Origin of the sequence: Microbulbifer guangxiensis, from assembly GCF_021729075.1 — a bacterium.
Taxonomy (GTDB): domain Bacteria; phylum Pseudomonadota; class Gammaproteobacteria; order Pseudomonadales; family Cellvibrionaceae; genus Microbulbifer; species Microbulbifer guangxiensis.
The window spans coordinates 543050-562196 of the sequence record NZ_JAJSAQ010000003.1 but is presented as its reverse complement, the minus strand read 5'-3'; the positions used below and the strand labels follow the sequence as shown (position 1 = coordinate 562196).

At 56.3% G+C, this 19147-nt stretch carries 14 protein-coding genes and 1 tRNA gene; 6 read left to right on the top strand and 9 right to left on the bottom strand.

The genetic code is table 11. The features are described 5' to 3' along the window. Positions 1–132 precede the first annotated feature (132 nt). On the bottom strand, positions 133–1353 hold the full coding sequence (locus tag LVD12_RS09405; protein WP_237067441.1) for an argininosuccinate synthase: 1221 nt from the start codon (positions 1351–1353) through the stop codon (positions 133–135). 304 nt (positions 1354–1657) lie between these two features. Here LVD12_RS09405 and pyrC point away from each other — a divergent pair, with 304 nt between their 5' ends. The 5 genes from pyrC to LVD12_RS09380 all read left to right on the top strand — a co-directional run bounded on the left by pyrC (position 1658) and on the right by LVD12_RS09380 (position 6512). Continuing rightward, on the top strand, positions 1658–2686 hold the full coding sequence (gene pyrC / locus LVD12_RS09400; RefSeq protein WP_237067440.1) for a dihydroorotase: 1029 nt from the start codon (positions 1658–1660) through the stop codon (positions 2684–2686). 185 nt (positions 2687–2871) lie between these two features. Next, positions 2872–3564: a ribonuclease T gene (gene rnt, locus LVD12_RS09395; protein ID WP_237067439.1), complete on the top strand. Its 693-nt coding sequence runs from the start codon at positions 2872–2874 to the stop codon at positions 3562–3564. Positions 3565–3740: 176 nt separating this feature from the next. Beyond that, positions 3741–5699, top strand: coding sequence for an extracellular catalytic domain type 1 short-chain-length polyhydroxyalkanoate depolymerase (locus LVD12_RS09390; protein WP_237067438.1), 1959 nt, complete (start codon positions 3741–3743; stop codon positions 5697–5699). A 128-nt stretch (positions 5700–5827) separates the two neighbouring features. Continuing rightward, positions 5828–6025, top strand: a complete 198-nt coding sequence (locus LVD12_RS09385) for a hypothetical protein (protein WP_237067437.1) — start codon at positions 5828–5830, stop codon at positions 6023–6025. 292 nt (positions 6026–6317) lie between these two features. Beyond that, the gene (locus tag LVD12_RS09380; protein ID WP_237067436.1) at positions 6318–6512 is read left to right on the top strand and encodes a PFL_1563 family small protein; all 195 of its coding nucleotides are present in this window, start codon (positions 6318–6320) and stop codon (positions 6510–6512) included. 69 nt (positions 6513–6581) lie between these two features. Here LVD12_RS09380 and secF read toward each other — a convergent pair whose 3' ends face one another. From secF to queA, 4 genes are all read right to left on the bottom strand, one after another. Beyond that, complete coding sequence (gene secF / locus LVD12_RS09375) at positions 6582–7583, bottom strand: protein translocase subunit SecF (protein ID WP_439651340.1); 1002 nt, start codon at positions 7581–7583, stop codon at positions 6582–6584. An 11-nt stretch (positions 7584–7594) separates the two neighbouring features. Continuing rightward, complete coding sequence (secD, locus tag LVD12_RS09370) at positions 7595–9463, bottom strand: protein translocase subunit SecD (RefSeq protein WP_237067435.1); 1869 nt, start codon at positions 9461–9463, stop codon at positions 7595–7597. Between the two features lie 220 nt (positions 9464–9683). Beyond that, on the bottom strand, positions 9684–10799 hold the full coding sequence (gene tgt, locus LVD12_RS09365; protein ID WP_305080528.1) for a tRNA guanosine(34) transglycosylase Tgt: 1116 nt from the start codon (positions 10797–10799) through the stop codon (positions 9684–9686). A 54-nt stretch (positions 10800–10853) separates the two neighbouring features. Beyond that, positions 10854–11894 carry a tRNA preQ1(34) S-adenosylmethionine ribosyltransferase-isomerase QueA gene (gene queA, locus LVD12_RS09360; RefSeq protein WP_237067433.1) on the bottom strand — a complete coding sequence of 347 codons (1041 nt, stop codon included), beginning with the start codon at positions 11892–11894 and terminating at the stop codon, positions 10854–10856. A 138-nt stretch (positions 11895–12032) separates the two neighbouring features. On the opposite strand from queA, the gene LVD12_RS09355 reads away from it, so the two are divergent. Beyond that, positions 12033–12119 (top strand) — tRNA-Leu (locus tag LVD12_RS09355). Positions 12120–13011: 892 nt separating this feature from the next. Here LVD12_RS09355 and LVD12_RS09350 read toward each other — a convergent pair. From LVD12_RS09350 to LVD12_RS09335, 4 genes are read right to left on the bottom strand one after another with little or no spacing between them, the layout of a single operon-like run. Then, complete coding sequence (locus LVD12_RS09350) at positions 13012–15711, bottom strand: bpX6 domain-containing protein (protein WP_237067432.1); 2700 nt, start codon at positions 15709–15711, stop codon at positions 13012–13014. After that, the gene (locus LVD12_RS09345; protein WP_237067431.1) at positions 15711–17555 is read right to left on the bottom strand and encodes a hypothetical protein; all 1845 of its coding nucleotides are present in this window, start codon (positions 17553–17555) and stop codon (positions 15711–15713) included. Before LVD12_RS09345 ends, LVD12_RS09350 begins: the two co-directional genes overlap by 1 nt. After that, the gene (locus tag LVD12_RS09340; protein ID WP_237067430.1) at positions 17555–17971 is read right to left on the bottom strand and encodes a bpX5 domain-containing protein; all 417 of its coding nucleotides are present in this window, start codon (positions 17969–17971) and stop codon (positions 17555–17557) included. The genes LVD12_RS09345 and LVD12_RS09340 overlap by 1 nt, the downstream gene beginning before the upstream one ends. Further along, positions 17968–19098: an AAA family ATPase gene (locus LVD12_RS09335; RefSeq protein WP_237067429.1), complete on the bottom strand. Its 1131-nt coding sequence runs from the start codon at positions 19096–19098 to the stop codon at positions 17968–17970. The genes LVD12_RS09340 and LVD12_RS09335 overlap by 4 nt, the downstream gene beginning before the upstream one ends. Positions 19099–19147 lie beyond the last annotated feature (49 nt).

Sequence of the window (19147 nt, the reverse complement as noted above, 5' to 3'; positions counted from 1 at the left end):
TGCTTTTTTGAGATTCGTTTCCAGCAAACGAGCGGAGGCCCGCCATCCTGTTTCCGGCTATATCCCTTCAAAGTAGACGCAGCCGAAGGGCAGGCGATGATTTAAACGCATCAATCGCCCGCCAAAACTGATCTAGGTCAATTCGCGGCCCTTGCCCGCCGCAATCCGCAGGCGCAGCGCGTTCAGCTTGATGAAGCCTTCGGCATCTTTCTGGTCATAGGCGCCAGCATCATCTTCAAAGGTGGCGATTCGCTCATCGAACAGGCTGTCGGCCGAACGGCGGCCCACTGCAGTCACGCTGCCCTTGTACAGTTTCAGGCGCACCTCTCCGTTGACCACCTGTTGCGAGTCGTCGATGGCGGCCTGCAGCATGCGGCGCTCGGGCGACCACCAGTAGCCGTTGTAGATCAGCTGCGCATAGCGTGGCATCAGCTCGTCTTTCAGGTGCGCCACCTCTCGATCGAGGGTGATGGATTCGATGGCGCGGTGGGCTTTCAGCAGGATGGTGCCACCGGGCGTCTCGTAGCAGCCGCGGGACTTCATCCCCACATAGCGGTTCTCGACGATATCCAGGCGACCGATGCCGTTGGCGCCACCCAGCTTGTTGAGTTTCTCGAGCAGGGCTGCCGGTGACAGGCGCTCACCGTCGATTGCTACCGGGTCGCCCTTTTCGAACTGCAGGGTGATGTAGGTGGGAGTATCCGGCGCGGACTCCGGACTGACGCTCCAGCGCCACATATCCTCTTCGGCTTCCGCCCAGGGCTCTTCCAGGATGCCGCCCTCGTAGGAGATATGCAGCAGGTTGGCGTCCATGGAATACGGGGATTTCTTCTTGCCCGAGGAGAAGTCCACGGGAATCTTGTGCTCCTCGCAGTACTTCATCAGTTTTTCGCGGGAATTCAGGTCCCACTCGCGCCAGGGCGCGATCACCTTGATCCCCGGCTTCAGCGCATAGGCACCGAGCTCAAACCGCACCTGATCATTGCCCTTACCGGTGGCACCGTGGGAGATGGCGTCAGCGCCGGTTTCGGTGGCGATTTCAATCAGGCGTTTGGCGATGAGGGGGCGGGCGATGGAGGTACCCAGCAGATACTCGCCTTCATAAATGGTATTGGCACGGAACATGGGAAAGACGAACTCCCGCACGAATTCCTCACGCAGGTCGTCGATGTAGATCTCCTTGACCCCCAGAGCCTCGGCCTTGGCGCGGGCTGGCTCGACCTCCTCCCCCTGGCCGATGTCCGCAGTAAAGGTCACCACTTCACAGCCGTAAGTGTCCTGAAGCCAACGCACGATTACGGAGGTATCAAGCCCCCCGGAATACGCCAGTACCACCTTCTTGATATCGCTCATTGTTATCCTCTGCCGGGATTTAACGCCACTGCAAAGCCCCGGCGGGAACCACCGGAAACCGTGAAAGGAGTGTTGTGCTGGGGAAGTTATTGTTGGAGATGTGCCCAGTTCTGGCAGTTGCGCTGCCTTTTTCGGGGCGCGATTGTAGCGCTTCAGATGGCGAACGACTAGCGCCTATTGGTCCAGCGACACAGATGACTATTTTTTATACGGGTATCCGATCGCAATTTAGCCGGCCATCGGTTAGCATCTGCGCCCCAATCACCCGGCCCACTGGCCATTAGCTGTTTTCGCGGAATTGACCATGGATCAAATCACCCTTCGCGCACCCGACGACTGGCACATCCACCTGCGCGACGGCGCCGCCCTCGAGCGCACCGTAGGCGACGCGGCCCGGCAGTTCCGCCGCGCCATCGTGATGCCCAATCTGGTGCCGCCGGTGGTGGATGCCGAAGATGCCCTCTTCTACCAGTTGCGTATCCGCGAGCAGATTCCCGAGGGCAACCCGTTCGAGCCGCTGATGGTGATCTACCTGACCGACCGCACCGATGCAGAAACGGTCCGCCTGGCCCACGAGGCCGGTATCGTCGCCGCCAAGCTGTACCCGGCGGGTGCGACCACCAACTCCGACTCCGGCGTCACCGATATCGCCAACATCTACCCGGCCCTGGAGGCCATGCAGGAGTGCGGCATGAAGCTGCTGCTGCACGGAGAGGTCACCACCGCGGATATCGACATCTTTGACCGCGAGCAGGTGTTCATCGAAAAGATCCTGTCACGGGTCGTAGACGACTTCCCGACCCTGAAGATCGTGCTCGAGCACATCACTACCGCCCATGCGGCGGAATTCGTACAGAATGCCCGCGAAGGCGTCGGCGCCACCATTACCGCACACCACCTGCTGTACAACCGCAACCACATGCTGGTGGGCGGTATCCGCCCGCACTATTACTGCCTGCCGATCCTGAAGCGCGGCTACCACCAGTCGGCACTGATTGAAGCGGCCACCAGTGGCAACCCGAAGTTCTTCCTCGGCACCGACTCAGCCCCCCACGCGCAGAACAAGAAAGAGAATGCCTGCGGCTGCGCCGGCTGTTACACCGCCTACAGCGCCATTGAGCTCTATGCCGAAGTATTCGACCAGGCGGGCAAGCTGGACAAGCTGGAAGCCTTCGCCAGCGAATTCGGCCCCGACTTCTACGGCCTGCCGCGCAACGAGGGCACCATCACCCTGGTACGCGACCCCTGGCGCCTGCCGGAGAGCCTCACCATGGGCGAGGAGCGTTTGATCCCGCTGGCCGCGGGTGAAACCCTGAACTGGCGACTGGTATGATCAGGTTGTCATCGGCCTGATGCGCAGGCCCTGGAGCCGTGTACTCCCGGGCGGACCGTCGGAGGCAGGGATGCCGACGCCGAGCGTACAGGGATGTATCCACAGCGTGTCCGCGCGGGAGTACACGGATTCAGGGACGCCACACCAACCCCGATTAATACACAATTACCGACATAGGATCCCAAGTGACCCCCGCTGAAGAACCCACCGGACCGAAAAGCCTCCTGGCCCAGCGATTTCGCGGCTTCCTGCCCGTGGTGGTGGATCTCGAGAGCGGCGGCTTCAATGCGCGTACGGATGCCCTGCTGGAAATCTCTGCGGTGATCCTCGATATGGACGAAGACGGGGTGATCTTCCCCGCCGAGACCCACAGCTTCCACATCGAGCCGTTCGAGGGCGCCAACGTCGAGCAATCCGCGCTGGACTTTATCGGCATCGACCTGGAATCCCCGGATCGTGAAGCCTGGCCTGAGGAAATCGCCCTGCCGGAACTGTTCCGCAAGATCCGCACCGCAGTGAAAAAACACAGCTGCACCCGGGCGGTGCTTGTGGCCCATAACGCCCACTTTGACCTGGGCTTCGTCAATGCCGCAGTCGAGCGCTGCGGTGTCAAACGCAACCCGTTCCACCCCTTCTCCTGCTTCGACACCGCCACTCTTGCCGGACTCGCCTATGGCCAGACCGTGCTGGCCAAAGCCTGCCAGGTCGCGGGCATCGAGTTCGACAACAACAGCGCTCATGCGGCGGAATACGACGCGGAAAAAACCGCTGAACTCTTCTGCCTGATCGTGAACCGCTGGCAAGCGCTTGGCGGCTGGCCACTGCCAAACCAGGCCCACCCGGCAACCGCTGAAAGCGGCACTGAAGCCGACGACTGATACCCGGCGCGCAAAGCCTGCGTGACGAATTTCGCAGTCTGGCGCAGGTTCCTCCGACTTTACCCCCTGAATACAACCAAGGTCGCATTCCCGCCCACTCAGGGCACTCCTACGCTGATCATGTAGTCATTCGGCGACAGACCGATAACACTCCGATAACAATAACGGTGAATGCGATGATGATCCCAAGACCCCGCCGCGGCCTGCTCCGCGGTGTTGCCACTGCCGTGGCACTCAGTTGTGCTGCCGGCGTCCAGGCCGGCAGCTGGCAGCAGAATGTCGCCGTCGGCGGCTTCAATAACGTCAATATCTACACACCCGATTCCCGCTCCGAGATTGGTAATGGCAAGGCCCTGCTGATCGTCCTGCACGGCTGCTCGCAGCCGATCAACAACTACCTGACCGCCAACCTGGAAGTGGCCGCCGAGGAATTCGGCATGGTGGTGGCGGTACCAGACGCCATGAACAAGGCCGGTTTCAGCTGCTGGTCCTACTGGGAGGGCATCCGCTCCCGCAGCGCCGGCGACTACAGCAACCTGATCAACCTGGCCAACACCCTCTCCGGGGATAGCGGCCGGGATATCGACCCAGACCAGGTCTACATCGCCGGACTTTCTTCCGGTGCTGCCTTTGCCAACACCACTGCCTGCCTGGCACCGGACGTCTTTGCCGGTATGGGCATCAGTGCCGGCCCCAGCATCGGCACCAGCTCCAATGGCGCACTGGGCCCGTGCGAGCAGGCGGATGTGACCAGCCGCTGCAATACCTACGCCGGCAGCTACAGGAGCGAATTCGAAACCCAGATCGCCTCGATCGCGCACGGCTATGACGATACGACGGTGAACCTCTGCTACAACGAGCAGAACGCCAACGGTATGGCCGGCGTCTATGGCGTCAACCAGCTGCCCGGCACCAACACCGTCAGCGAGGGCAGCCGCACCGCCGATGAGACACTCTGGGAAGACGGCCGCGTCTCCATGCTGTGGTTCAACAATGTCGACCACGCTTGGTCTGGCGGCGAAGGCGCCAGCGGCGGCTACATCAATGGCAACGGCATCAACTACGCGCGCTATCTCGGCCGCTTCTTCCGCGACAATAACCAACGGGTCGACCGCAACCAGCCGCCGGTGGTCAGCGATGTGCAGATCAGTGCGAGTGGCGGTCGGATCATCGTCAGCGGCAACGCCGTGGATACCGAAGGCAGCGTCTCCTCCGTGGAAGCCACCTTCACCGGCGATTCCGGCACAACGTCTGTCTCCGGAGGTGTGGATTCCAGCGGCTTTTTTAACCTGACCAGCCCGGCTCTGGCAGATGACCTGTACGAGGTCAGCGTCACCGCAACCGATATTCAGGGTGCGGTAAGCGAGCCATTTTCCAGCACTGCCCGTGTCGGCCCGGAACCGCCGGAGACCGCGCCAGTGCTGACCGAGGTCAGTGCGGCAACCAGCGGCCAGTGCGTGACCGTCAGCGGTACTGTGGTGGATGAAAACCAGAACCTGGATACAGTGACGGTGGCATTCAGCAACGGCACCATCCCCGCTGCAGTCATGGGTACGGCGTTCGAAGCCGAGCAGTGCAACCTGCCGGGCGGACCCGGCTCCGCGACGGTCACCGCCAGCGACCTCGCGGGTCTCAGTAGCACTGCCACGGCCAGCTTCACCATCGATGTGGGCGTAACGGCGGACCTGGACACCCATATCGCCGCCGGCCGCCTGGACTATGCCGTGGGCTACTCCAACTGCTACCTGGAATATGGCACAGAGGCTTTCCGCCTGGATGAGGTGACGGCGACTAACGGCCAGTGCCGCTGGGAAGACGACGACGGCAGCTGTTACGGACCCGACCAAGCCTGCTCGGGCAGCGGCGGTGATGGCGGAACCGGTGGCGGAACCGGTGGCGGTACTGATGGGGGAACTGGTGGTGGCGGTGACGGCGGTCAGCCGGGCGAGTGTGAGGAGCAGAGCACCTACAACTACTATCACAAGACCGCCGGCCGCGCGTACAGCACCGGCAACTACTTCTCGCCGGACTACTTCGCCAATGGCAGCGACGATGCCATGCCCGGCTCCACCTGGGGTTACAACACCCTCCACAGCACGGATGGTATCACCTGGCAACTGGGCGCCTGCCCCTGATCCTGTCCCTTGCGGTCCCGCCCCGGCGGCGGGGCCGCGCAACCTCGTTGCCAGGGAGTGCGTAACCGCTCTCCCGTCACACTAAAATTCCCGGCGATCGGAAATTCTGTCTGTGACAGGAGGCAACCATGAACACCCCCCGCGGTGGACTGAGACTCTCCAGTATTCTGTTCGGGCTCATGGCCCTCGGCCAGTTATGGCGACTGGTCGCCCAGCCGGAAGTGCTGGTCTCCGGGGTGGTTGCACCGGTCTGGCCCAGCGCCCTGGCCTTCATTCTGTTGCTGGTGCTGTCGATCTGGCTGTGGCGCCTGTCAAACCGAGCCTGAGCGAGGGGCAACCTCAGGGGCGGGAGCCGAGAGGCAAAAGACTTTCCGGATTATGCCCGCCATGACGCTCCCGATTCCGCGCTGCAGGGAATCCCGGCTCTGGAACTTAGGGCCTGCGGCCACCGGTGCGGGACGAATGCTATCGAGGCGCAGGGTAAAGACGAAACCCCGGGCGAATTGCTGAAAAATGGAGGGAATTGAGGAGTCGCTGCGCAGCCAATACGCAAGCGGGTGATTTTTTACCCAACATCCTGTAGAATGTCCGGTTCACGCAGAAAACCGGATAATTATTGTGGCCAGAAAAGCTTCCAGCGCATCCAAACGCAAGCAACCCACCGCCCTTGAAACCCGCGAGAGCATCGAAGAACAGGTGCAGGCTTTCCTCGCCTCTGGCGGTGAAATCGAGCAGGTCCCGAAAGGCGTCAGCGGCCAGACCAACACTTCCGGGCCCAAGCACATCACCCTGGGCAAAAAGCCCCGCGGCTGATCCGGCTCGCTTTCGCGGACCGGATTCAGAAGTTCCGGCCCGCGCAGTATCCCTCCCGCAGAAGATGCCTTACGGCATCTCCTCCAGTTCAGATCCCTCTTTCACCGGCGGCATCAGGTCTTCCTTGGTGATGTGCATGGCCATCAGTACGTTCGCGGCCACATAGACCGACGAGTAGGTACCCACCACGACACCGACGATCAGCGCCAGCGAGAAGTTGTGGATCAGCTCACCACCGAAGAACTGCAGAGCCCACAGCACCAGCAGGGTGGTGAATGAGGTCATGAAGGTACGGCCAAGGGTCTGACTGATGGAGATATTGATGATCTCTTCCGGTTCTGCCTTGCGCACCTTGCGGAAGTTCTCGCGGATGCGGTCCGCCACCACGATAGTGTCGTTCAGGGAGTAACCGATCACCGCCAGCACCGCCGCCAGTACGGTCAGGTCGAAATCCAGTTTCAGCAGGGCGAAGAAGCCCAGCACGATGATCACGTCGTGGGCGAGGGCCGCCACGGCACCGATCGAGAACTTGTACTGGAAGCGCAGGGCCACGTAGGCCATGACCACCACCAGCGCGAACAGCATGCCCAGGCCGCCATCATCGCGGAGCTCTTCACCGATCTGCGGACCGACCATTTCTACCCGGCGCAGTGTCACATCGCCCGCGGAGGCCTGATCCAGCACCGCCACGACCTTGTCGCCGATGGACTGGGTGGCCTGCTCATCCCGCGCACTGATCTGCGTCTGCGCCTCAGCCACCGACGGTGGCAGCTTGATCAGGATCTCGGTGTCGGAACCGAAACGCACCACCGAGGCGCCCTCGTAACCGGCGCCCGCCAGTTGCTGGCGTACATCCTCGATCCGCGGAGCCTGCTCGTAACCCACTTCGATCTGGGTACCGCCGGTGAAATCGAGGCCAAACTTCAGGCCATTCATCGCCAGCGCCGCGATAGAGGCGAGCAGCAGGATAATGGAGATCGCCGCCGCCGGTTTGCGCCAGCGCATGAAGTCGAACACACGCTTGCCCATGTATTCGGTGATCTTGCCGTTTTCTACTTTGGTCTCACTCATTGCCAACGCCCTTAAATCCAGAGTTTTTGCACACGGCGACCGCCGTAGAACAGGTTAATCAGTGCCCGGGTACCCATGATCGCGCTGAACATGGAGGTCAGGATACCGATGGACAGGGTTACCGCGAATCCCTGTACCGGGCCAGAACCGATGGCATAGAGGATCACCGCCACGATCAGTGTGGTGATGTTGGCATCCACGATGGTGCTGAAGGCGTTGTCGAAACCGGCACTGATCGCCGACTGGGGTGGCATGCCGTTTCGTAGCTCCTCCCGTATTCGCGAGAAGATCAGCACGTTGGCATCTACCGCCATACCCACGGTCAGTACAATACCGGCGATACCCGGCAGGGTCAGGGTGGCACCGAGGATCGACATCACCGCTACCAGCAGGATCAGGTTTACCGCCAGGGCAATGTTCGCCGCCAGGCCGAAGACGCGGTAGAACAACAGCATACAGACCAGCACCGCCAGCAGGCCGATCTGCACGGAAGTCACACCCACCTTGATGTTGTCCGCACCGAGGGACGGGCCGATCACCCGCTCTTCCACGAAGTACATGGGGGCGGCCAGGGCACCGGCACGCAGCAGCAGCGCCAGTTCCTGCGCCTCGGCGGGGCTGTCCAGGCCGGTGATACGGAACTGGCGGCCCAGGGCGCTCTGCACGGTGGCCAGGCTGATGATCTTCTTGTCATCCGTGCGGCGCTGCACCACCACCTCATTGCCCTCGGCATCGGTGGTGGTTTCCGGTACAAAGCGGCTCTCGATGAACAGGGTGCCCATGCTGCGACCGACATTCTTCCAGGTGGCGCGATGCATCAGTTCGCCACCGCGGGAGTCGAGGGTGATATTCACCTGCGGGAAACCGCTCTCGTCGTAGCCGACGCGGGCATCGGTCACCCGGTCACCCTTGATGATGACCTTGCGCTCGAGCCAGGCGCCGCCACGAAGCTGCCGCTGTTGCTCGTTGCGGTACTCGAAGTACTCCTTGTTGGTCACCAGCGCATCGGGCCGGGCCTCCATCCGATATTCCAGGTTGGCGGTCTTGCCGATGATGCGCTTCGCCTCGGCGGTGTCCTGCACGCCGGGCAGCTCCACCACGATCCGGTTAGCGCCCTGGCGCTGGACGATGGGCTCAGCAACACCCAGCTCGTTGACCCGGTTGCGCAGGGTGGTTAGGTTCTGGGTGACCGCGTAATCCTCGAGCTGCTTGATTTCCTGCTCGGCCAGGGAGGCGCGGATCTCGAGATTGCTGCCGCTGCCGGCTTCCACCAGCTGCAGCTGCGGGAATTCCTTGCGCATGGTGGACATCCCCAGGTCGCGCAGCTCCTCGTCGCGGAAGCGTGCCACGATCTCGCGGTCATCCACCAGGTCGACGCTGCGGTAGCGTGCCTTGGCGGCACGCAGCTTGGCCTTCACGTCCTGCAGGTACCCGTCCATATTGGTGCGCACGATGGTGTTGGTATCAACTTCCATCAGGAAGTGCACACCACCGGCCAGGTCCAGGCCCAGCTTCATCGGGCTGGCGCCCAGGTTACTCAGCCACTCCGGCGTGGTGGAGGCCAGGTTCAGGGCTACCACATAGTCGCTGTGACCCAGGGCCTGCTGAATGGCGCGCTTGGCCGGCAATTGCTCTTCGATGGACTTGAGGCGCAGCAGGATGGCCTTGTCGCCCACTTCACCGCCGAAATACTCGATGCCCGCCTCGTCCAGGGCCTTGCGGGCCTTGTCGAGGACATTCTCGCCCACCACCATGGCGCTGGACTGGCCGGAGATCTGTACGGCCGGGTCGGGTTTATAGAGGTTGGGGGCGGCGTAGAGGAAGCCCAGGCCCACCACCGCGAGAATCAGGAGATATTTCCAGAGGGGGTAGCGATTCATGCTGCTCTCATTGTTGTAATGCGGCCCTGTGAGCCGGTAAATCTTGGCAATGTCGGAGGATATGCGGGCGCCTCAGGCGGAATGCAAGGCGCGGCCGTCCCCAAGTGGGGGCCGATTATACGGGGATCGCCTGAGGGTACAAATGGACGGCCCCGGACCGCGGGCACCCGGGCGGGCCGCAAGGAATCGGTCCGGTCGCCAAATGCCAACCACGACCCGATCAGTCCAGCGGCGGCACCTCGCGGCCCAGCCCCTGGTAGAAGGCAGCCACATAGCTTTCGAGCTCACCATTGGCAATGGCATCCCGCAGATTCTGCATCAGGCGCTGGTAGTGGCGCAGGTTGTGGATGGTATTGAGCTGGGAGCCCAGGATCTCGCCACAGCGGTCCAGGTGGTGCAGGTAGCTGCGGGAGAAATGCTGGCAGGTATAGCAGTCGCAGTCCTCCTCCAGCGGGCGCGTATCGTGGCGGTGCTTGGCGTTGCGGATTTTCACCACCCCCTCGAAGGTAAACAGGTGGCCGTTGCGCGCGTTGCGGGTCGGCATCACGCAATCGAACATATCCACTCCACGGCGCACTGCCTCGACGATATCCTCCGGCTTGCCCACGCCCATCAGGTAACGCGGCTTGTCCGCCGGCATCTTGTGGGCCAGGTGATCCAGCACCTTGATCATCTCTTCCTTGGGCTCGCCCACCGACAGGCCACCGATGGCATAGCCGTCAAAACCGATCCCGGTCAGGCCGCGCAGGGAGACATCACGCAGCTCCGGGTACATGCCCCCCTGCACGATACCGAACAGCGCCGACGGACTGTCGCCGTGGGCCTTTTTCGACCGTTCGGCCCAGCGCAGGGACAACTCCATGGACTTGCGCGCCTCATCCACGGTGGCCGGATAGGGGGTGCACTCGTCGAAGATCATCACGATATCGGACCCCAGCGAGCGCTGGACACGCATCGACTCTTCCGGATCCATAAATACCGGACTGCCGTCCACCGGCGATTTGAAGGAGACGCCCTCCTCGGTGATCTTGCGCATCTTGCCCAGGCTGAAAACCTGGAAGCCACCGGAATCCGTCAGGATCGGGCCCTGCCACTGCATGAAGTCGTGCAGGTCGCCGTGCTCCTCGATCACCTCGGTGCCAGGGCGCAGCATCAGGTGAAAAGTATTGCCAAGGATGATGTGGGCGCCAATGGCTTCCACATCCCGCGGCAGCATGCCCTTGACCGTGCCGTAGGTGCCCACCGGCATGAAAGCCGGTGTTTCCACCACCCCACGGGGAAACCGCAGCCGCCCGCGGCGGGCCTTGCCGTCGCTGGTGTCCAGTTCAAACTGCATGAAACATTCGCGGCTCAAGGGATTCTCCTCGGTCTGTTACAGTCCAGCCCCCGGTTACCAGGGGCTGACATCGGGGTTGCGGCTGATCAGCATGGCGTCGCCATAACTGAAGAAACGGTAGCGCTCGCGCACCGCCTCCCGGTAGGCATTCATGGTCTGCTCGTAGCCGGCAAAGGCGCTCACCAGCATCATCAGGGTGGATTCCGGCAGGTGGAAGTTGGTGATCAGGCGGTCCACCACCCGGAACTGGTAGCCCGGATAGATGAAGATATCGGTTTCCCCCACCGTCGGCTTCAGTTCACCACTGGCGGCGGCACTCTCCAGGGCCCGCACACTGGTGGTGCCCACGGCAATCACCTTGCCGCCGCGAGCGCAGCAGTCCGCCACTGCCTTACAGACGGATTCGGGCACATTCAGCACTTCGCTGTGCATCTGGTGCTCGTGGATATCATCCACCCGTACCGGCTGGAAGGTGCCGGCCCCCACATGCAAGGTCACGAACGCGGTTTCCACGCCCATGTCGCGCAGGGTATCCAGCATCGCCTCATCGAAATGCAGCCCCGCGGTAGGGGCAGCCACCGCGCCCGCCTCCCGGCTGTAGACGGTCTGATAGCGCTCCCGATCCGCCTCGTCATCCGGGCGGTCGATATAGGGTGGCAGCGGCATATGGCCCAGGCGCTCCAGCACCGGCAGGACCCCCTCCGATGGGAAAGCCAGCTCGAACAGCGCATCGTGGCGGGCCACCATCTCCAGCGCACTGTCATCCTCCAGCAGGATACGGCTACCCGGCTTTGGCGACTTGCTCGATCGGATATGGGCCAGCACCCGGCCCTCGTCCAGCACCCGCTCCACCAGGATCTCCAGCTTGCCACCGCTCTCCTTGCGGCCAAACAGCCGCGCCGGGATCACCCGGGTATCATTGAACACCAGCAGGTCGCCGGACTGTACCAGCTGCGGCAGCTCCGCGAACTTGCGGTGGTCAATGGCGCCACTGGGGCCGTCCAGGCACAACAGGCGGCTACCGCGGCGCTCCTCGGCGGGCGCGCGGGCAATAAGCTCATCGGGCAGATCGAAATGAAAATCCTGGCGACGCATGGCTTCAGTTTAGGCAGTTGGGAAGGCCGCGAAGATTAACGGAATCCCCGCCCCCCGCCAAATCCGGTTGACCGTCCCCGGCCCATCGCTATAATCACCCCCCTATCCGAGGCACCCAAAACCACGCCTCGAGCCGCTGCCAGAGTGGTGAAATTGGTAGACACAGGGGATTCAAAATCCCCCGGGGTAAAACCCGTGCCGGTTCGAGTCCGGCCTCTGGTACCAAATTAAAAAAGCCCGCCATGCGCGGGCTTTTTTAATTTTGGGCCGGAGTGTCGGCGAGAACCGGCACCCCAGGTTCGACCGATTGTGCCACCGGCACAATCAACAACGAGCAACCGCAGGTTGCGAAGCCCGCAGGGCCAAAAAAGCCAAAGCTTTTTTGGTTAGTCCGGCCGGTAGAAGAACTCGGGGGCATCAGCTCACTGCTCAGAGCCTTCTTTCAGTTGTGAGTATCGGCAAGATCGGCACCCCCGGTTCGACCGATTGTGCCACCGGCACAATCAACAACGAGCAACCACAGGTTGCGAAGCCCGCAGAGCCAAAAAAGTCAAAGCTTTTTTGGTTAGTCCGGCCGGCAGAAGAACTCAGGGGTATCACCTTAGTGTTCAGAGCCTTCTTTGAGTTGTGAGTATCGGCAAGATCGGCACCCCGGTTCGACCGATTGCGACTCTTCTCATGAAGAGGCGCAATCAACAACAAGCAACGGCCGCTTACGCAGCAAACAGTGCCCCAAGGCCGTCGCCTTTCCTGGCGCGCCCAGCTTGCAAAAACATTTATAACCTATCGATTTCGCTGAAGACAAAAGCATTCCCTGAACAATTAGAAAACAACACCCTTCCAGGTCACTGAAATGATAATGCAGCCAGACAAATGACAACCGAGGAGCAATTTATACTGGGTTAAAGAATTTACCCTCTCGCGATGGGAGGCAAGCCCGATACGCCGTTTCCACAAGACAGTTAGCTAGTAATTGAATTAGGGAGAACGGGGTCAAACGAAGTTAGATGACTGGATGCCAAAGGCAGCGAAGAAAGATTTAAGACAAGCAAATAATTCTTGCTCTAGCAGATTGAAGATAAGATCAATAATCTATCCGATCGCTGTGCGATGCTCACTATATGATGAAATCAGATTCAACTGCGCCAGTCTCCAAGCCCAGTACGACGACCCTACCATCGCCATGATAAACCACTACTTTTTCTCTATGGATACGCATCTTGATATCGGTAGAGCCGAAAAATTTGAGGCTTCTCACGGGCCTGTTTAGCTTACCCCCAATAACCGGGTATATATGCACGAAAACACTATCTCCCGACTCTGCCACCACAAGTAACCATTGTTCATCCAGACGAAGATTCACAATTTCGCCATCAAATCCCAGAGTCGCCCAGCTACCAGAAGGCTTTCCCTGGTAAAGATAGAATTGGTCAGGGGATTCCGGGTTAAAACCAGCCAGGACTCCACTCGCACTGTAAGTTACCGGCTTTATTGCACCCAGAGACTCCCTTTTATACGGAGAGCGCTCTTTCAAATAGAGATTAGGAAGTTTATAGCTCCATATCTCAAAATGCTCCTCAGACCCAATACAGAAAGCAAAATAGCTCGGCGTCCGTTCTAAACCAGACAAAGAACCGCCTAGATCATTGACAACCCAGCGAGCAGTCTTCTCATCTGAATTTGTATCAATCATCATAACGGTATCGTCATATCCCACTAACCAGCCAGTCCCATCGTAACTACTGGCCCAACAGCTCAGGCGCAATTCTAACCAATACGTTACCATACAGTTTTTCAATGAAAACTTTGAAATGACCTGATACCCACTCCTCCTGGCTATCAGTAGCGCCCTAGTTCCAGTATCGTTTATCACAATGCTATGACAAGGCACTGCAAAGCTTTTAACCTTGCGACCTTTAGAGCTCCACAGCTCCACTCCGGACTCTCCAAAGGCAATCAACATTTCCCCGCTTTGCAAAACTGCACAATCCTGCGCCCTGCGACCATATGCCCTATCAAACACTGACTCTATTACTGCCGACTGATCCTTCAAACAAATTTTATTTAATCTACCATCGAAATTCAGGCTTCGGGCATCGGCTCTCAATGTGAGGTCACCAGCGATCTTACACAACTTATCCCAAATTTTTGGTTCATGAGAAATTTTCTGACCCGCCACATCCCGCAAATAAGCACGTAACACCAGAGTCGCAATCTGTGTATTTTTAAAGTCAGCACTTAATTTAACGACCTCTTTATAGACAGCAAGTGAAGCAGAGGGCGTTGCATCACTCAGCGCTTGATGAATTTCTGAAAGATAATCTGCATGGTTATTGGCATCGTGAGCAGCTAACCTAACAAGGTGTTTAGCGCCAATATCTCCCCCCAACTGATAACTTTCTTTGAGCCAGCAGATAATCTCCTCGCGCCTAGCCTCAAGAGGCCAAGCAATATCAATTGCAGCCTGTAAATTTCCAGCCTTGTAGTGAAGGTTCGCAATATTCCATCGTAAAATATTCGCTTCTTTTGGGTGGCTGTGCCCAAGCGCTGTAATTGCCTCCTCATAACATCCAGAAAGAATCGCAATATGCATGGCACGCTCAACATCCTTTGCAAGTATCCACTGCCGTATAACCCTTGCCGGCTGAAGTTGCTGCCCTTCCGCTAGTTCTGCCGCTAACTTATATTGACCATGCTTTTCTAAATACATTACCGCTCTATCAATATCTCTCAGTAATTCAGCGAGAATGAAGGCGGCTTTTTTATAGTCACCAGCTTTGTCAAGCTTCTCAAAGGCAGCTTCATACAGAGCACGCAACCGGCCCAAGAGCGTATCTGCAACCGAAATTGATTGCGACGAAGCTCGCGCATGGGTATTAATCTGCAAGGAATTTCTTGGTTTAGGCGAACCCATCTTTGGCCCCTGCGACCTTAAGGCATCCTGCAAATTACTAAGGGGAATAGCATTACGGAGGGCCTCGTCCAAATTCCCGCTCCCCAACTGCCCCATTAATTTTTCTATGTATCTCGCCTGAGCCCTCCCAATGGCTTTACCAATTTTCGAAGCAAATATCAATTGCGATAAAGCAATACGGACTCTTTTAAAAAAACCGACTATATCGCTATCATTTTGACCAACGGATTTACTCGACTTGGATGTACCGCTTCCTCTAAAGGCCGATGCTACAGCTCCAAACAGTTTCTTGGGGACTCCTACAACCTCCTTGGCAATTGCCAAAAACCTAAAACCCGAGCGGCTACTCTTCTTATGGTTAACGCTGCCACTCTCTTTTATTTCATCCAGGGCCTTTAGCACCGACTTCAACCTCGGGCTCACCTCCAACCCCTGGTCTTTCATGAGATCTCTCACAGAGACACCAGCTTCCGATTTCACTACTTTCGGTTGGATTAGCTCTCCCAAAGCCTTTAGTTTGACACAACGGTATGTGTCAACATCCAGCCAGATTGCGGGATCGAAACGCATATTGGGCTCTAGGGCCTCTATTGTGATTTCACCGCGATGAAGCAGCCAGAGGGAATTCTCATCTAATATTTCCGAGGAATGCTCCAGCCCACACCATAACACATTGCTTATCACACGATTCTGCTCGATTAATGGCGCATATGCTAGAGAATCGACAAAGCAGGGCATTTCTTCGACCAGCAAAATAACGATACCACGCTTAACTCGATAGAGTTTGCATTCGCAGGACCAAAGACCAAAAACCAACTCTTTAAAGGGCTCCAAAGGCTGATCATAGCTATAGAAAAACCCTTTCGCTTGCACCCGCCCTTTCGGGTACCAATAGCTACGCATCAGATTACCCAAGGTCCCGGCAACCTAAGCAATTCAATACCTTTGAAAACATCCACAATGACCATCTCTTTATCCTGATTGATATAGTGTAAGAACGGATGCCTGGGGTTTAGCTCACCCACAACAAAATCCGAACTCAATCTGCAAAGAAATAACTCATCATCATAAACAGCACACAATGTCATCCGATCTGACTTAAGCACTATTAAAATTCCACCACCTTTAGAAGTACAAGCAAGGACATCACCTTCATTTTCGGAACCGTATTCCCCTGCCCACGCGCCAATGACGACGTCATCTTCCTGTACAATTATTTCTTTTTTTTCATTATTGGTGATGAGGGTCCATGTATTTTCATCCACCTCAAATGCAATACATCCTATCGATCCTTTACGCCAGTCACCGCTACCAGATATATGGAATCGCGGGATTTTATACCTCCCCTCTAAAAAGAAAGAGCGGGAAGACATCTTGCGCGAGGATAAATACCAGCAAAGTGTCAACTTAGATCTTTCACGGTCAAACTCGACGTAATAGTCACAATTAACAATGGCACCCAATGCGACAACATCCTGACTTGTTGTTTTAAATAATGTTTCACCTGAGGAAATATCTAGCGCGCGCAAGTGCCCTTTACAGTCCAACACATAGAGAGTTTCAGACTCAGCGTCCCCTCTCGAAATTATCATGCTCAGTAGACGACCAGCACCGTCCGGGAGTTGAATCGACTGCCGCTTAACGATTTTTTTCACCTTTCCCGGCACAGGGTAATTATAAATATAAAAATAGTTATAATCGGCACATAAAAAAGCAGCTCGTCTCTTCGTGATATGCATACTCAAACATGACTGTCCCTCTGGCAAACTGAATGTATAACAGGGCTCTTTTTGTTGTTGATCATTTATATCTATATTATTCACATGAATTTCATGATTACTTATGTATCCGAATAAGCGACCATTTGGACTAACAACCCAAACTCCGTCAGACACCTTCTCATAGGAAATCACAGCCTTCTTAACCACGGCAAACGGATTCCGAATAATTTTTACATTTACGTCTTCTTGGGGAAGATTTAATGATATTTTACGAGATGAATTACTGGACTTAACCTCAACTGTAATTTTATTTCGCTCTGATTTCGACTCCTCAATAAATACTTTACGCGCATTATCTGTAGGAATTTTGAAATCCGACTGACTGACAAGCCAAAAATCTTTTAGTCTCCCATGTCTATCATCATTCACCCCGGCGGAAGGGGAAATCAACTCTCCGCCCTGCTTTAAAAAGATGTCAAACCAACCGGCTATAGATGAATGACAGGGGAAATCTATAGATCGCTGGCCAAGCCAATACAGGATCCCTTCGCGCGTCACCCCCTCAAAGAGTTTTCGCTTATCATCCTGTAACACCCCCCAGAAAAAGTGAGCATTGTTTTTTTCTGCACGACGCGCCAACAGTATAATAATTGCAAGCTGCACTAACCTTGGCTTACCTAACTGGTCTGGACCACAATCAAATAATGCATAGCAGTGTCGATTCTCTTTATTTTCATGCCTCTTCAATTCATTAAATAAATGCTCAGCAGAAACAGCACGACGAATAAACTCCTCAGGAATCTCCTCTTGCAGCACCCATTCGCTTAGAATCAACCGTTCATATTGTACAAGTCTTCCCACCCCATCTAGACCATCAGGCTCAATAATTCCTTCAGCCTCATCAACCGGCACGCTGTTGACCAAATGCGATAGGCGATCAACAAGGGAAATGATTAGCCCGGACACATCTTCAGGGAAGCATGAAATTATTTCTACCCAAGAGGAGATTGGTTTTGGTAGCTGCATTACAAAATCTGCTCAAGACTGGCCCTGGACAGGGTGATCACATTTGACAGATCATAAAGCTGCTGTGTCCATGGCTGAATGACAAACTGGCCGTTTCCAAACTTATTAGTGATTGCACGACCCAATAGATCTACTGGTACATCAGGAGCTAGAAACGTAGGCATAAAAAGATGAGTGGCGGGCATCTCTTTCCCCAAATATATTCCCCCGGGAATCCAAGGGAGGTCCCGCTCTTCCCCTAAAACAACCAATACCGACTCACAGTACCCCCCCCTTAAATGTCGCAGAAGCTTGTCATCCAGCGCCAATAGCCTCATCATTGCGCTAGCACGCTGATCTGATTCAATCAGAATACCTGAAGGTGGTAGCGGACAGGGGCGCTCCTGCCAAGTAAACTCTTTCATCGGCTGGCTCACTCAGCGGTTTCCAATTCCTTTATTAGCTCTTCCCTGGCAAGCTTAAGTTTTTCAGGAATGCTCGTTGCACTAAAGCAGGTGTCAATTTCCCGCCCCAGCGCTTCCATGGCTAGACGATTCTGCTCTTCACGTGGCAACGCCAGATGCATCTCGGCCTTCTCCAACAGGCGTTGTGCCCGAGCAAGCTTCCCCATAGAGGCGTTTTCTGCAGCATCCAGGAGTGTCGAACTGTGACTTTCCGCTAGTTTATCTTTTAATATATCTCGGGCAGCAGCCTGATCTTCCTTTCGAGGAATAACATGTAAAATCGGCCAGATATCAGATTCTTCAGGCTTGGTTCTGCCATCGATCACCGCAGCCGCACTGATCAGACGCTGGCTTTTGACAATTCTGCGATCGGATAGCTTGATATTCTCCTTGCGCAACAAACGGATGCAGTCCGCCAAGAGAGAATGAACGCCTGTTACGTCCGCAGACCTCGCTATAGCAGTGAGCCTATCCAAAAGCTCCATATCAATTTTTACTTCTGGAAGAACTCGATCACTTTCCCACCCCTGCGCTAGCAGTGATTCAAGCTGCGAATCTGGAACCTCGTCAACAAAATGGCGCACCAAAAATCTATCAGCGAATGCGGAAAGGGATTCATCCTCCGGCAGACTATTTGCCGCGCCTACACATATTCTTAAGGGGCACTCTTTTGATGTTTGACCACGCCTAAACCGGCGCTCATTTAGAATGCCGAGCAGAGTGTTCAATATGGCCGTAGAGCCAAGGAATACCTCATCAAGAAACACGATTTCTGCTTCTGGCAACATGCCTTCTGTGGCCGTTTCCACCACACCAACCTTTAATTTTTGTATATCGACAGGACCAAATAGTTCGCTGGGCTCTGTAAACCGGCCCAACAAATAATCGAAATAGGAGCCATTCAAAACCTTGGCAACTCTACGGACAGCCGCACTTTTTGCAGTACCGGGCGGCCCGATCACTAACAAATGTTCTCCCGCTACAGCAGATAGCAGTATCAAATCTACAAGCGATCTCCGCTCTACCAGGCCACTTGCTGCAGCCACTGCTGCTGCTCGTAGTATCTGTGCTGACTCAGCAAGCGATATATTTTCTTTCATTTATATTAAAAGCCACCAGATTCAGAAACATACGAATATATTAACTTTA

What these genes read in the sequence shown, in the direction of transcription:
- LVD12_RS09405 (WP_237067441.1), bottom strand. Translation starts at nt 1,353, where the DNA reads ATGAGCGATATCAAGAAGGTGGTACTGGCGTATTCCGGGGGGCTTGAT.
- pyrC (WP_237067440.1), top strand. Translation starts at nt 1,658, where the DNA reads ATGGATCAAATCACCCTTCGCGCACCCGACGACTGGCACATCCACCTG.
- LVD12_RS09390 (WP_237067438.1), top strand. Translation starts at nt 3,741, where the DNA reads ATGATGATCCCAAGACCCCGCCGCGGCCTGCTCCGCGGTGTTGCCACT.
- LVD12_RS09385 (WP_237067437.1), top strand. Translation starts at nt 5,828, where the DNA reads ATGAACACCCCCCGCGGTGGACTGAGACTCTCCAGTATTCTGTTCGGG.
- secF (WP_439651340.1), bottom strand. Translation starts at nt 7,583, where the DNA reads ATGAGTGAGACCAAAGTAGAAAACGGCAAGATCACCGAATACATGGGC.
- secD (WP_237067435.1), bottom strand. Translation starts at nt 9,463, where the DNA reads ATGAATCGCTACCCCCTCTGGAAATATCTCCTGATTCTCGCGGTGGTG.
- tgt (WP_305080528.1), bottom strand. Translation starts at nt 10,799, where the DNA reads ATGCAGTTTGAACTGGACACCAGCGACGGCAAGGCCCGCCGCGGGCGG.
- queA (WP_237067433.1), bottom strand. Translation starts at nt 11,894, where the DNA reads ATGCGTCGCCAGGATTTTCATTTCGATCTGCCCGATGAGCTTATTGCC.
- LVD12_RS09350 (WP_237067432.1), bottom strand. Translation starts at nt 15,711, where the DNA reads ATGCGTAGCTATTGGTACCCGAAAGGGCGGGTGCAAGCGAAAGGGTTT.
- LVD12_RS09345 (WP_237067431.1), bottom strand. Translation starts at nt 17,555, where the DNA reads ATGCAGCTACCAAAACCAATCTCCTCTTGGGTAGAAATAATTTCATGC.
- LVD12_RS09335 (WP_237067429.1), bottom strand. Translation starts at nt 19,098, where the DNA reads ATGAAAGAAAATATATCGCTTGCTGAGTCAGCACAGATACTACGAGCA.